14 protein-coding genes are annotated in these 13,634 nt (G+C 54.4%); 7 read left to right on the plus strand and 7 right to left on the minus strand.

The genetic code is table 11. From position 1 onward, the window contains the following. Nucleotides 1-181 precede the first annotated feature (181 nt). Nucleotides 182-1,126: a transposase gene (locus tag FJ147_04125; GenBank protein ID MBM4255066.1), complete on the plus strand. Its 945-nt coding sequence runs from the start codon at nt 182-184 to the stop codon at nt 1,124-1,126. A gap of 421 nt (nt 1,127-1,547) precedes the next feature. On the opposite strand, the gene FJ147_04130 is transcribed toward FJ147_04125, so the two are convergent. Further along, the gene (locus FJ147_04130) at nt 1,548-1,898 is read right to left on the minus strand and encodes a formylglycine-generating enzyme family protein (protein MBM4255067.1); all 351 of its coding nucleotides are present in this window, start codon (nt 1,896-1,898) and stop codon (nt 1,548-1,550) included. A gap of 305 nt (nt 1,899-2,203) precedes the next feature. Between FJ147_04130 and FJ147_04135 the strand changes: the two genes are divergently transcribed. The 3 genes from FJ147_04135 to bphC all read left to right on the plus strand — a co-directional run bounded on the left by FJ147_04135 (nt 2,204) and on the right by bphC (nt 4,649). After that, on the plus strand, nt 2,204-2,980 hold the full coding sequence (locus FJ147_04135; GenBank protein MBM4255068.1) for a methyltransferase domain-containing protein: 777 nt from the start codon (nt 2,204-2,206) through the stop codon (nt 2,978-2,980). 186 nt (nt 2,981-3,166) lie between these two features. Further along, a complete protein-coding gene (locus tag FJ147_04140) occupies nt 3,167-3,433 on the plus strand; it encodes a hypothetical protein (protein MBM4255069.1) in 267 nt (88 codons plus the stop codon). A 328-nt stretch (nt 3,434-3,761) separates the two neighbouring features. Next, nucleotides 3,762-4,649: a biphenyl-2,3-diol 1,2-dioxygenase gene (gene bphC, locus FJ147_04145; GenBank protein ID MBM4255070.1), complete on the plus strand. Its 888-nt coding sequence runs from the start codon at nt 3,762-3,764 to the stop codon at nt 4,647-4,649. 107 nt (nt 4,650-4,756) lie between these two features. Here the strand turns inward: bphC and FJ147_04150 are convergent, their stop codons facing one another. The 4 genes from FJ147_04150 to FJ147_04165 all read right to left on the minus strand — a co-directional run bounded on the left by FJ147_04150 (nt 4,757) and on the right by FJ147_04165 (nt 8,686). Next, nucleotides 4,757-5,632 (minus strand): alpha/beta hydrolase, encoded by an 876-nt coding sequence (locus FJ147_04150; GenBank protein MBM4255071.1) that lies wholly within the window; start codon nt 5,630-5,632, stop codon nt 4,757-4,759. 130 nt (nt 5,633-5,762) lie between these two features. Beyond that, complete coding sequence (locus FJ147_04155) at nt 5,763-6,581, minus strand: class I SAM-dependent methyltransferase (protein MBM4255072.1); 819 nt, start codon at nt 6,579-6,581, stop codon at nt 5,763-5,765. A 68-nt stretch (nt 6,582-6,649) separates the two neighbouring features. Further along, nucleotides 6,650-7,015 (minus strand): 4,5-dioxygenase, encoded by a 366-nt coding sequence (locus FJ147_04160; protein MBM4255073.1) that lies wholly within the window; start codon nt 7,013-7,015, stop codon nt 6,650-6,652. Between the two features lie 441 nt (nt 7,016-7,456). Continuing rightward, nucleotides 7,457-8,686, minus strand: a complete 1,230-nt coding sequence (locus FJ147_04165) for a hypothetical protein (GenBank protein MBM4255074.1) — start codon at nt 8,684-8,686, stop codon at nt 7,457-7,459. Between the two features lie 180 nt (nt 8,687-8,866). Here FJ147_04165 and FJ147_04170 point away from each other — a divergent pair, with 180 nt between their 5' ends. The 3 genes from FJ147_04170 to FJ147_04180 are packed head-to-tail and all read left to right on the plus strand — an operon-like array spanning nt 8,867 to nt 11,150. Further along, complete coding sequence (locus FJ147_04170; GenBank protein ID MBM4255075.1) at nt 8,867-10,063, plus strand: tetratricopeptide repeat protein; 1,197 nt, start codon at nt 8,867-8,869, stop codon at nt 10,061-10,063. After that, nucleotides 10,060-10,893: a CbbQ/NirQ/NorQ/GpvN family protein gene (locus FJ147_04175; GenBank protein ID MBM4255076.1), complete on the plus strand. Its 834-nt coding sequence runs from the start codon at nt 10,060-10,062 to the stop codon at nt 10,891-10,893. Before FJ147_04170 ends, FJ147_04175 begins: the two co-directional genes overlap by 4 nt. 14 nt (nt 10,894-10,907) lie before the next feature. Then, nucleotides 10,908-11,150, plus strand: coding sequence for a hypothetical protein (locus FJ147_04180; GenBank protein MBM4255077.1), 243 nt, complete (start codon nt 10,908-10,910; stop codon nt 11,148-11,150). A 119-nt stretch (nt 11,151-11,269) separates the two neighbouring features. Here FJ147_04180 and FJ147_04185 read toward each other — a convergent pair whose 3' ends face one another. After that, entirely contained in the window at nt 11,270-12,523 is a 1,254-nt protein-coding gene (locus FJ147_04185) for a DUF4332 domain-containing protein (GenBank protein ID MBM4255078.1), read from the minus strand. Nucleotides 12,524-12,545: 22 nt separating this feature from the next. Beyond that, nucleotides 12,546-13,427, minus strand: coding sequence for a BON domain-containing protein (locus FJ147_04190; protein MBM4255079.1), 882 nt, complete (start codon nt 13,425-13,427; stop codon nt 12,546-12,548). Nucleotides 13,428-13,634: the final 207 nt, after the last annotated feature.

The following is a 13,634-nucleotide window of genomic DNA, read 5'->3' on the forward strand; positions in this document are numbered from 1 at the left end:
CTCCAGCTTTTCCACCAGGGCACACGTGAGCGCAGGCATACCTCCTCCTCCTTTTTCCCGGACACCCGTGCTGCCCTCTCTATCCTAACCCCTTCTTTTTACAAGACTCTAAGCGCGTTCCCCGTGGTGTACCCCCCAGGGCACCGCGCTGAAGACGCAGGCCCAGGAGCAGCTCCAGGCGTTGGCCAAGCTGATGCGCCGCTTTGGACGGCAGTGTCGCGGGCAGGGCAAAGTGTTTGTGCATTTGGTGCGGCAGACCGAAACGCACTTGCTGAGGACCGGCGCGTCCGTAGCAACGTTGGCCCAGGCCGCCCAGGCGCAGGTGCAAACCGCGCCCGAGCTGACCGAGGACCAGCAGGCCCGCTGGGACGTCACCTTGACGCTCGCGCTGGAGGCCCATCAACAGATTGTCCGCCAATCGCGGCGGCTGACGCACGGCAAGCCGTTGACACAGGGTAAAATTGTCAATGCCTACGATCCCACCCTTGCCCCGATTTGCAAAGGCAAGAGTAACTGTCCCACCCAGTTTGGGCGCAAGCCCGGGATTCTCGGTGAGCCCGCGACGGGGTTTATCTTTGCCGCGCGGCTGCCCGTGGGTAATCCCAGTGATGTCAGCTATGTCGAGCCTTTGGTCGACCAGGCCCAGACCGCGTGTGCCAAGGTCACCACGCGCCCGGCCCCGGCCATCCATTCGCTGGCAGGAGACCTGGCCGTCAACGACACCGCGCTGCGGGAGCAGCTGCACCGCCGCGACATCCTCACGGTTGGGATTCCCCACACGGTGGAGCCGCTCACGCCGACGCCCTCGCCTGAGATCATCGACGCCGCGCTGACCACGGCTGACTTGCACCGCACCCGCACGCCCCGCCAAGTGCAGCTCGCCTACGCAGCCGGCTACAGTCGGCCGGTGGTCGAGAGTATGATCGCCAGCCTGCTGAGTCGGGGGGCCGGACACCTGCGCTACAAAGGCGCGCACGGCGCGCGGGTGCAACTCCTGATGGCGGTGATGGCCCACAACGCGGCCACCGTCCGCCGGATCCGGCACGGGCGCCTGACGCCGCGCGCCCAGAAATTCCGCCGTTTGCTCCATCTCAAGTCCTTTAACCTATTGAAAAACAGAGAGTGAATAACTTAGTGACCACTAATTAATGATGCAATCGCCCAACCATAGAACCTGAGAACCTGCGGATCTTTCACAGTTCGCCGCAACTGGTGCTTGAGGATTTCATGATCGAGCGTAGGGAGAAACTTAAGGAATACAACACTTTCTTCCCCTCATCCTGACCTTCTCCCTGAGGGAGAAGGGACCCACATTCACAACGTCACAACCGAGAAAACCGGAAGTGGGTCAACTGATCTACAATTTATACGCCCCGACCGGCGTCGCTTGCGCTACCACAGGCCGGGATGTTGACCGACTTTTCGGCTCTTCGCCCTCGTGGAGAGCTACCAAGCCAGAACACAGGGGTGTAGTTTCCGGTACTGGTCCGCCCGTCCGTAGAGCGTGCGGCATCGCAGCCAGAGGTTTTTGCCTCTGTAAGAGGAAACTATTGGGCACAGCGAAATCCAATGTTGTCGTTCCTGTTGCCTGGCTCGTTCCTGTTGCGGTTGGCTACGCGTACGTTCCTGGCTTCGTTAGCCCACGAGCCGCCGCGCACAACTCTATATTCACCAGACTCTGGCCCTCGCAAGTTTCGCTCTGGCCCTTGTTGGTATTGGTAACAGTGTTCATCAAACCAGTCCTCACACCACTCCCACACATTCCCGCTCATATCCAGACAGCCGTATGGAGATGCGCCGGTTAAAAAGATACCCACAGGTGAAGTATCCTTTAGTCCGGACTCTTCACTATTACACCTCGTTGCATCAAATTGATCTCCCCGTGGTAGTTTTCCCAATCGATAACCCGAAAACGCTCCGGACGACCGCGGTTTACAAGACCTGTCTCGTACTCAGTAAAGAATTGCTTGACGATTTGACGCTCAGTACTCACGTCCCCAGGCGAGGCAAGAAAAACGTAGTACTCCTTGATATCTCTCCCCTTCATACTGCCCCTTTATTTCAAGACCCCAATTTTATGGTGGGCAATGCCTACCCTACCAAGGTTCGTAACCAACCCCTAACCCCCAAAAGACATGGGCTGGTGCAAGTATACACTTCCAGATAGGAAAGCTACAGAATTGGCCGGACTGCGAGGCACTCAATGTCACACGAATGGAACGCTGGTGAATATGAACGCTTAGCCGACCCGATGACCCGTTGGGGTGGGCAGGTATTGGAACGATTACAACTCAATGGTGATGAAACCGTCATGGACGGTGGCTGCGGGACTGGCCGTGTGACTGAGCAACTACTGGCCAAACTGCCACGTGGCAAAGTGATTGGGGTCGACTTTTCTTCGCAGATGATCGAACAAGCTAAAGAACGCTTTGCCAAAGAACCACGGGTGACATTGTACGTTGGCGATTTGACGACGTTCACTCCACCAGAACCGATCGACGCGATTCTCTCAACCGCAACCTTCCACTGGATCAAAGATCACGACAAGTTATTCGCACAGCTCGCCAAGATCTTAAAGCCTGGTGGCCAACTCGTCGCGCAATGCGGCGGAGCCACCAACATTGCTGGAGTGATGGCAGCGATTGCTGAGATAACACATGCACCAAGCTATGCAGCAGCATTCTCCGGCTGGGCTGGTCCGTGGCTGTATGCAACGCCTGAGGAAACGAAAACACGGCTGGAGCGTGTCGGATGCACCGGCATTCATACCTGGCTGAACCCAGAGCCAACTGTACTCACTTCACGTGAGCACCTCGCTGATTATCTGCAAACCATCGTCCTTGGTCAGCATCTACTGCGTCTTCCGCCAGACCAACATCGTCCGTTGGCTGAGGCAGTCTCCGACGCAATCATCCGTCGCGCAGGGCAACCTTTGATCGATTACGTACGGTTGAACATCGTTGCGCGGCGAGCGGCATAATACTGTGGCAAAAAATGCCACCCCGTTATTTCTATATTCATCGCGGAAAACCCTCTTCCGCAGTCTCCAAGAAAGAGCGGGAGAAAGGTGTTTTTTTCCGGAGAGTTAGAGAGGAAATTGTTATGGCGAGCCTCTGGCATGACGGATGCTGATAGGCCTCAGCATTTACCTGGGGGACTGACGACAATGAACATCAAAGCGGCTCAGTATGAATCGATTCAAGATATGCTCACTGCCCATAACTACCTGATTGATCAAGGACACGAGTGGTTCGTGAAACCGATTGGCAACGAACGGCTGATCGTGATTCCGTTTGTCGCGTTGGCAGGCCATTCGGTAACAACCTTCTACGAAAAAGCAGAACAAAGCGGCTGGCTCAAGCCGGTCGAAGTAGCTGCTCCACTGCAAACTCCACCGCCGTTGTATCAGTTTTCGCAAGATCAGATTTTCTAGAAAGGCTATAGGCTTCAGACTATAGGCTACAGAGAAGAGTAGAAAACGTCCTCACGCTTGCAGCCTGTAGCTTTGTTTCTTTTTACCTTCCAAACTTTGTCTTTACCCTCTTCCCTTAAGCCTCAAGCCAGTAGTGGTTCAGTTTGAGTTTGGTTTGTAGGGGCACCCCCGTGTGGGTGCCTTTTTCCTGGGCGGCCACATTACCGCCCCTACCAAGACACATCCACGTATCAAACTGAACCACTGCCCTTAAGCCTGTAGCCTTTAGCCTCCCGTTCCACCATGCTAGAGTGCGCGACATACCCCAATACTCGCGAAGGAGGATCGTATGGAACGGGTTACACAGTTTGGCTATCTCGGCATTAGCGTCAGCGATATTAACGCGTGGGAGCAATTCGCCACACAAACATTAGGGCTGCAAGTCGCCCAACGAGAAAACGACGGCACCCTGCTCCTCCGCATGGATGAATATCACCATCGGTTTCTCATTCATCCGACCGGAAAAGATGACGCTGCGTATTTCGGTTGGGAGGTGACCGACGAACACGCGCTGAAAGGGATGGCTGAACAACTCAAAGCCGCAGGTGTCGAAGTACGCAAAGGCACCCCTGAAGAAGCAGCGGCGCGGCGCGTGGTGGATCTGAGTTGCTTCAAAGACCCGAGTGGAAACCCATCAGAAGTCTTCTACGGCCCTTTAATGGCCTATAACTCTCCATTTCACTCACCGCGCCAAATCTCTGGCTTTGTTACTGGCAATCAAGGCTTAGGCCACATGGTGGTCACGATGGATAACCTCGAACAGAGCGTCCATTTCTATCGGGATGTCCTCGGCATGCGCATTAGTGACTATGTGCATGTCGTCCGTCCCAGTGGCGAAAAGCTACATCTCGCCTTCTTCCACTGTAACCCACGGCACCACACGATTGCGTTCTACGGCGCGCCGAACCCACAACGCCGACTGAATCACCTCATGTTACAAGCCCAATCGCTGGATGATGTCGGCTCGACGTTTTACCTCTGCCAAGACCAGGGGATCGCGATCAGTCGCGGGCTCGGTCGACATACGAACGATCACATGATGTCGTTCTATATGCGCTCACCGTCCGGCTTTGAAGTCGAATATGGGTGGGGCGGACGTGTGGTCGATGACAGCACCTGGCAGGTGCAACATCACACGTCAGGGAGTATGTGGGGACATCGGCCGCTCAGCCGATAGGGAAAACGAAACGGCGAATCAGCGATAGGGCGAACCGGAGACCACCCTACCATCCTGGGTCGCCCATTCGCCCATTCACCCATTCACCCGTTCTCTCACTCTGCATGTTACGCGGTAATCTGCCGCACGTACTTACCGATCTTCTCGATCGCTTGTTGCCCTTCAGGTAGGAACGGCGCGAACAGATGCCACACATGCGGCATTTCGGGCCACACTTCTAACTCGACTTTCACGCCAGCTTTCTTGGCTTTGTCAGCCAGACGCGTGGAATCATCAAGCAACGTTTCTGCGTCACCCACTTGAATCAATAGTGGTGGCAGTCCTTTGAGGTCCGCGTGCAACGGCGCTGCGAGTGGTGATTTCGGGTCTTTGCCACCCAGGTAGAGTTGTGCCATGCCAAGCAGGCCTTCCTTTTGTACGACCGGATCAGCCTTCGCACGCGTTTTCATCGACTCGCCAGTGCCTTCCATATCTACCCACGGCGAAATGCACACACCCGCCGCAGGAAGCGGCAACTTCGCATCGCGGATGGCGAGAAGCGTTGCGACGGTTAGTCCTCCACCAGCCGAGTCACCAGCCACGACAATGTTGGAGGGTTTGATGTTTTGCGACAGCAACCACCGATACGCGGCGGTGGCATCTTCGACCGGGGCTGGAAACGGATGTTCTGGAGCGAGACGGTACTCTAACGCCAAGCCACGTGCGCCCGAGGCTTTCGACAAACGTGCTACCACCTCACGGTGAGTGTTGATCGACCCCATGACATACCCACCACCGTGCACATACAGAATCACGCGGTCATCAGCCGCGCCAGGACCGGCAATCCATTCAGCCGGCACGCCACCAGCACTGACGGGAGTGCACTTTGTTTCTCCAGCCGAGGGGAAAACAGATGCCCCCTCCATGACTCCACGTAACGCTTTGAGATCATTCCCGGCCTTCGCCATTTGCTCACCCATCATCTTGAACGCATCCAGGGCCATTTGTAATTGTGGACTTGCCATAGGATATCCTCCTTCTTAGTGTTGGGCTATTTTTTGAAAACCGTAAAACGTAATGCGTAAAACGTAACCACCCCCCTTCTCCTTTTCTTTACGAATTACGGATCACGAATTATTTCGTCGGCTTCACAAACTTCAACGTCATGCGGTCGCTCTCGCCGATCGCGAGATACTTCTCCTTGTCAACCTCTTTTAAGCGCAGCACAGGGGACAATGTCCATACACCCTGCGGATAATCTTTGGTGTCTTTGGGGTTGGCGTTGATCTCGGATTTCCCTTCGAGCTTGAATCCAGCCGCCTCGGCCATTTTGATCACGACGTCTTCATTCACATAGCCAGAGGCAGCCTTAGGGTCTTGCGGCGTCGCTGGATTGCCACGATGCTCAACTACGCCAAGAATGCCACCTGGCTTTAACGCTTTGAACATCACGGTGAAGACGTTGGCGGCTTGGTCGTTAGCCATCCAGTTATGTACGTTGCGAAACGTCAACACCATGTCCGCCGAGCCTGCTGGAGCAATGTCGACGAGAGTGGGAGACGATAGAACAGTCTCTTTGACACTGCCAAAAACGGCGGCATTGCCAGCCAGCTTTTCTTTATAACTCTTCGCGCCATTACGCATGAATTCCACACTCGAGTCTGGATCAAAACCTGCAGCGTAATAGGTGCCACGCTCTTTCAGGAACGGCGCAAGAATATCGGTGTACCAGCCACCACGTCCCGGCCAGACTTCAACGACCGTCATGTTGTCTTTGACACCAAAGAAACTGAGCGTTTCGAGCGGGTGACGATATTTATCACGCGCTTTATCCGCCGCTACACGATGACTGCCAGCAATGGCAACTTGTAGAAGCGCCGAAGCTGATCCCGATGCGAGAGAGGCATCGAGTAGGGCTCCAGCTTTTTTCTCATGATCGTCAGCCTGGACCACTGTTGTAGAGAACAACACTACACTGGCGATGCCCATCACGGATAATCGCCGCCAATTGAATGTTCGCCTCATGCTGCCTTTCCTCCTTCTTTCACTTTTGCTGCAAATTTTCGTAAAAACTCAATGTTCAATTCAAGCTTCTCGCCAAGCCACAACGCGTTTACAGTGTGATCAGCAACATCATCGCCAGTCTCCGGGTGAATGAGCGCATCTAACCCTTGGTGATGAATCATCAACCACTGGACTAACGCGCCGAACTCACTCGGTGCAAACTTCACTTGATACATCGATTTCGGATGAGGGCCGAGCGGTTTTTCGTGAATACGTCCCAGTTCCACATCGAAGCGTTCGGCTAAGCCGTCACGCACCTCCAAGGCAGTGTTCCGTGTCGCCGGATCAAAGTAGACATGGACATGGAAGCCTGAAATCGGCATAGGGCCTCCTTTTCTCTCACGCAGTACGGTTTCAACAGATTTACGCAACCCACCCATGCTGGAGCGTATGGACTGTCCCTGGAGGATACCACCACTCACCAGTTTTACAGTGCGGACAACGCTTGGGCAGCGAACCACGCGCATAGTCCGGCACGCCGACCAACGCTTTTACGGAACCCTCAAACGTGCCTTCGCGTGTCACTTTTTTAGTCAGCATGTACAGCCCCATTCCACAATCAGGGCAGGAGATGACAGTTCCAGAATTGAGCGACGACATTGGGGTGATACGTTCAGGGGAAGGGCGAGACATAGATCCCTCCAAAACAGCCATTCGCAGTCAGCTATCAGCTTTACAAACATAACGAGCACAACAGAAGCCCCCTTACGTTTAGCAGCTCCACAACCTTTCCTAAAAGTTGATTCCTGAAAGCTGAAAGCATTTTACCGCATTCCATGACGATGCTGTTGCACCGAGCGCATGCGCGCAGCGAACTCTGCAGGTTTCATGATCAATGAACCTTGCGCCTGCTCTTGTTCCTGTTGTTTCTCTTCATGCATATGCATAGCAAGACTCTGGCGCACCAAGCCTTCACAGAAGGGAATCCCTTTCCCACTATAGTCGTTCGCTTTCATCGCTAACGCCACTGCCAACGCACGTTTCGCTGCTTCAGGTCGGTCGGTCGCCGCAAAATAGACTGCGGTCTCTTCGAGCCGGCGAGCATACGCTCCGCCTTGGACGCCAGAAAAGATCTCACTGATCGCCTTATCGATCACCGTTTGCATCCGATCTTGCTGCTGATAGCGATTCAGAATTAGCGGACTCTCTTGCGCCTGCGCAATCTGATCGGTGTAGTGGTGAGCACGTTCATGATCAAGAAACCACCGTTGCATTTCGGGTTCTTGGAACAGTTGTAACGACGTAGCGAGCAACTCAGGATCGCTTGTCACCGCTTCCCGTTCAATGCTGGAAGGAAGAGGCAGTTCTGCTGGTTGGGCAGGAGTCGACAATACATGCGAACGATGGGCTGGGTATCCTTCAACCACAGGGAGGCCACGGCCTTTTGCCCGTTCGTAGCCCTCGTGCATGAGGAAATCACAATAACGCCACGGCAATGCGACCATCGTAAAACCAAACCGTGTGTTCATGTCCTCACGCATGTCACGAAAGCCTTTGCGCGTGAGCTCTGCGCTTTCGACATGTTGCATGCCATCCGGTTCGTTAATCACCGCGGCGAGATAGTTCAGCCCACCGCCAACCTTCAGCTTCACCAGCCACACTAAGCGATCTCCACGGCCATCAATGGGCGAGGCATATCCTTCCGGTTCCACTGGCGCGAGAATAGGACGCGCAGCCACTTGCTCTACAGCTCGTTCGGGCTTGATCCCTTTTTGTGACAATTTATATAAAGATCGATGAATTTCGCGCCGGGCATGTTTATCCTGCGTTTTTTCTTCCCATGACACGAGAGTTTGCGCGGCTTCTGGTGTCGGATAATCACCAAGGAGTGCTGCAAGTGCCAGATCTGCCGCCGGATGTTGCCCTACACGCTCAGTCAGGGATACCAGGCTTGTACTTTGAGACTGTACCCCGGCAAGGTTCACACCCCATTGGTCAAGCAGCTTTTTCCCTTCCGCTAATTGAGACTCACGTGCAGCATCTTTTTTTGCCATAACATCCTCCAAACAAACGCGACCGCGAGCACCTTAAGCATCTCGCTTCGGTAGTGTCAACGGGAAAGATATGGAAAATGTCATATTGATTCCCCCTTTTTTTACGTCTTACGTATGACGCAGTTACATTTCCTCCCCCCGACCTAGCCCCTCTGACGGATTGCTGCTAGGTATTTCGCCATGACTGCACGCTTTTGTTCACAATGTGGAGCGAAAACTGTTCCTGACGCCCGCTTCTGCGCATCCTGTGGTACGGCGCTCTCCGGTTCAGGCAAAATGGCATCGGCTACTCAGACGGCGACCTCCGCATCCTGGCGCACTCAGCTTCCAGGACTCACGGTGCTCGCGTCGTATTTGCTGATTGGTACTGGCTTATGGTTTGGTGTGTTGCGTACCCAACCGTTCCCCACTGTCGGAGCTTCTGCGAGCGGACCTGCGGTTGGCGGCAAACAAGATCTACCACAGAACCATCCACCAGTAACTCTCCCAGAGGAGGTTCGCAAACGCATCGCTGAATTTGCCGATCAGGCAAAAGAGAAGCCCAAAGACCTGAGCACGTGGAAATCACTGGCAGAGATGCAATTCCGAGCTTCACAAATCGAAGCAAGCTATCGTAGTGCGGCACTCGAATCGTTCAAACACGTACTTGAACTTGCCCCTGATGATCCCGATGCTCTCAAAGGGGTTGGAAACATTCATTACGACTTCGAAGAACACGCCAAAGCTATCGATTACTACAAACGCTACCTTACCCAGAAGCCCGATGATTCAGGTGTCCGCACCGATCTCGGCACTATGTACCTCTACAGCAACAGTTTCGATCAAGCGATCGGCGAGTATCAGACAGTCATTGCCAAGAACCCGGATTTTTTCCAGGCGTATTTCAACCTTGGCGTCGCCTACAACGAGAAAGGCGAGAAAGGAAAGTCACTTGAGGCGCTCAATAAGGCAAAGAGTCTAACGACCGATCAAGCTGTGCGTGACCGCATCGATCAGTTCTTAGCGCAGATCAGCGCTCCGGTGTCACCGTCCGTCGCGCAAGCACCACCAACACCCCCGCCACCAGCACAAGTTGCGACGGTACAGGTTGACCCGTCGTTGTCCCCCTTTCAACAGGCCGTCGAGAAAGTTCTCCGTGGGGCGAACATTATGGGCGAACGCATTAACCGCATCGAATGGACGTCCGCCACAGAAGCACGAGTACTGTTGCAGAATTTCCCCATGTCAGGTATGCCTCCGCAAGTTCGCGCCGGACTGGTAGGTCGATTGCAAACAAAAATCCTTGAAGCACGCGAAGCCGCCGGGGTCAGCGCCGCTGGAAAGATTGAGCTGATCGACCTCGATTCTCAACAAGTGATGGAGACTTTGAACTCATGAGCCAAGTTCAGCAGACAACTGAAGCGCCATATTACCTCTCAATCGGTGACGAGATCGACATTTTCCGCGCCGCCTATGCCTGTCGGTTGCCGGTGCTCCTCAAAGGCCCGACCGGCTGTGGCAAAACTCGTTTTGTCGAATTTATGGCCCACACGATCAGCATGGAACGCGGGGCCGCCGGAAAAGATGCGGTGCCAGGCAACATTATCACTGTGGCTTGCCATGAAGATCTCACCGGAAGTGACTTGGTTGGTCGCTATTTGATCAAAGGCGACGATACCGTGTGGATCGACGGACCACTCACGCAAGCCGCACGTCTTGGTACCGTGTGTTATCTGGATGAAGTGGTCGAAGCACGGAAAGACACCATCGTTTTGATTCACCCGCTGACCGATCATCGACGCATTCTCCCAATCGACAAGAAAGGCGAGATTCTCGAAGCGCACTCAGATTTCTTGCTCGTCATCTCGTACAACCCAGGGTATCAGAGCATTTTGAAAGATCTGAAACATTCGACACGGCAGCGTTTTGTCACGATTGAGTTTACCTATCCGCCACGCGACAAAGAGGCACAGGTCATTTCCCATGAAAGCGGCCTTGAGCTTGATATCGCTCTCGACCTCGCACGCCTCGGTGAGAAAGTCCGCTACTTGAAAGCGAGCGGGTTAGAAGAAGGGGTCAGCACCCGGTTACTGATTTATGCTGGTCAACTGATTCATCGCGGCGTACCGGCACGCCGTGCGTGCTCTGTCGCCGTATCCCGCTCGTTGACCGATGATGTCGACTCACAGCGAGCAATCGACGAAGTGATCAACGCGATTTTTCCGTAGATAGCAATCGTGAAATGAGTGATGACGAACGAACAGCGCTCAGGCAGCACGTTGGAAAACTCGAGCGTCGTTCCCCAGGAGTCGAAGGGCAGTATCACATTGCCCCTTGGCTTGGACATGACCATGCCTATCGTGTCAGTATCAGACCTCCAGAAGACGAGGAGGTCTGGCTAGCACTCAGTGAAGGAATGGCACAAGTGGCAACGGACCTCGTAGCTCAAACTAGCTGCCTCTTCGCTCTAACGACCATTGAATAAAATTCCTGGGCTATCTCATCCCGAAGAATACAAGTTGTAGTTCAGTTTCCCGGACTTTACTTCGTTTCATCCAGGCTACGTTCCTGTAGCAGCTCAGCGGACATCCCGTTCACCTTAGCTCAATGCGTGATCCGATATTCCATCGTCCTCGCCTGTTCGACCCACCCCTGCACAGTCGTCTCGTCCGGCACTGCAGGTGAGATTCTCCGCTCTGCAGCAGCATTCACCTCAGCCATTTTTTTCTGCAGATTCTCTGGTACGCGCTGCTTCAATTCTTTAACCGTCTCGACACCAGCAGCATGAAGAAGTTCAGCCCAATCCGGAGTCATTCCTGGAAGGCGCAGTAGATCGGCCATGTTCGCCCAGGTCAGCAATTGCTGAGGGGTAAAGTTCGTCTTCTCTGCGACCTGCGTTCTTCCCTCCGGAGTGCAACACTGGTCGAGTAAATCCACCACCCAGGCAATACCCGCGGCACGAAGCCGTTGACCAAAAGCTGGACCGATCCCCTCAATTCGCTCAATGTCGCCCCCTAAACGTTCTTCTGCGGCTTTGTATTTGGCTTCAAGCGTCGTCATTGCTTCAACTCGCGTCATCAGCCCAGCAATCTGTTGTTGTGCACCGGAGTGTTTTCCCTCACTCTCTTGCCATTTCCCGCGCCATTCAGACTCACTCGCTGTTGCTTTCGCCAACTGCGTCTTCAACTGCTCGCACTCTTGTTCAAACGTTGTGACACGCTGTCGGAAAGTGCCCTCCGCTGCTTGGCTCTGCTCCGTAACGGTGCGAGTCTCTTGCTGTAAGCGGTCCCGCTCACTCGTAAGTGTAACTACGTGTGCTTTAGCGTTACTAACATCATGCTCCAACGCAGCAAAGCGGCGCGCCCAGTCGGCAAGTTGAGCTTGGGCGGTTACCCCCTCCTCTTCGAGAGCTGTCCGTTGTCGCCCACACTCATTAAGATTGACCTTGAGCGTATCGCGCTCTTGTACCTGGGCTTGAAGCTGCCGCTGCAGGTCGGTCCGTTCTTTTTCTATGGTGGTCACTTTTCCGCGCCAGTCGTTCTCCAACGTGTCGCATTTACGTTTCCAATCGGCATCAAGCGCCACATGACGGTCAGAAAGCGTTTGGTAATTGGTCTGCAACTTCGCGAGTTCTGTTTCAAGTCCTGGCACCAGCGAGGCTCGCCGCAAAGCCTCTTGTAGTTCTTTGGCTATCTGTAAATGCTCTCGCTCAAGCCCATTCCACCGCAGTTGCCAGGCAGCCTGTACTTCACTGACTCTGTCTGTCATCAATGCATGTCGTAACAACCACATGATGACTGCTCCGAGAATGGCAGCAAGAATAAGGCACAGCCATAGGTGTTGAATCAAATAGAACACTGCGCACTTCCTTTCTTTCTGGCTAGCGAGCGCTCTGTGGCACGTTCTTTATGGTTACTTCGGCACGGCGGTTCCGTCGCATGCCAGCGTCCGTCGTATTGCTGGCAAGCGGCTTGGAAGGACCGTGAGCAATGGCCGTGAGACGTTGAGCCGGAACACCTTTTCTTCTCAGGTAGGCAATGACCGCTTGTGCCCGCTCCTTACTCAGCTTCATGTTCAGCGACCGAGTGCCGCGGGAATCGGTGTGCCCGCTCACTTCGACGTCTATCCCTGCGCACTTTTTCGCTGCTCCTGCCAAGCGGTCGAGAGCAGAATAGCTTTGAGGTCGAAGGACAGCTTTACCGGACTCAAATTGTATCTGCCCATCCCGCAGCGCGGCCTCAAGCATTTTCTGACAGGGCGCCCCCTTGGACGGCAACGGCTCGCGTTGTGATGTTGTTAGGGCTTTTTGCACCGGGGGCTTTGGTGTGGATGGCGTTACCACTGGCGACTTCTGCGCAGGAGATCTTTGCTCAGGCGCAGATTTCGGCGCTTGCGGAGCAGGCATAGTGCGAGACGCGGCTGGAGGTACAACAGGTGATGTTTCTACCGGAGGCGGTGAGGAAGGCAGGAGCGGTGACGGAACTCGGATTTCGAGGAGATTGGTGACGGTACGTACACCATAGACCTTCTGCGCTCTCTTCTGAGCCTCGCGCTTTGCTTCCTCACTCGGCACAACGCCACGAAGCGTCAATTCTCGACCATCCACCGCAACAGACAGCTCCCTCACAGAGCTTTGCGCAAGTGCAGCTTTTGTGCGGTCGGTCAGATCCTGCTGGATTGCGTTACGGTGACCAGCGGCACAGAGGTAGGCGAGGAGGCCTGTCCCGAGCAATCCTGCAACTATTGCCAGGAGGGGTTTCATTGCGCGCCCTTTCTCGGGCTGGGTATAGCAGAGCTCCCCAGCGCTGCCCTTATGGGCAAGAATTCAGGCGCACGTCAACCACCCTGCTGATGGCGTGAAGAGGTCTAGGAGTCTGGGAGGTAGCATCAAAAGAGAAACAGAGCGCCGAAGACGGGGAGAATCGGAGACGGACTTTTTGACTCGCCGATTCTTCTTCGCTCTACTGAC

This window comes from Deltaproteobacteria bacterium, assembly GCA_016874775.1.
GTDB lineage: Bacteria > Desulfobacterota > Binatia > Bin18 > Bin18 > VGTJ01.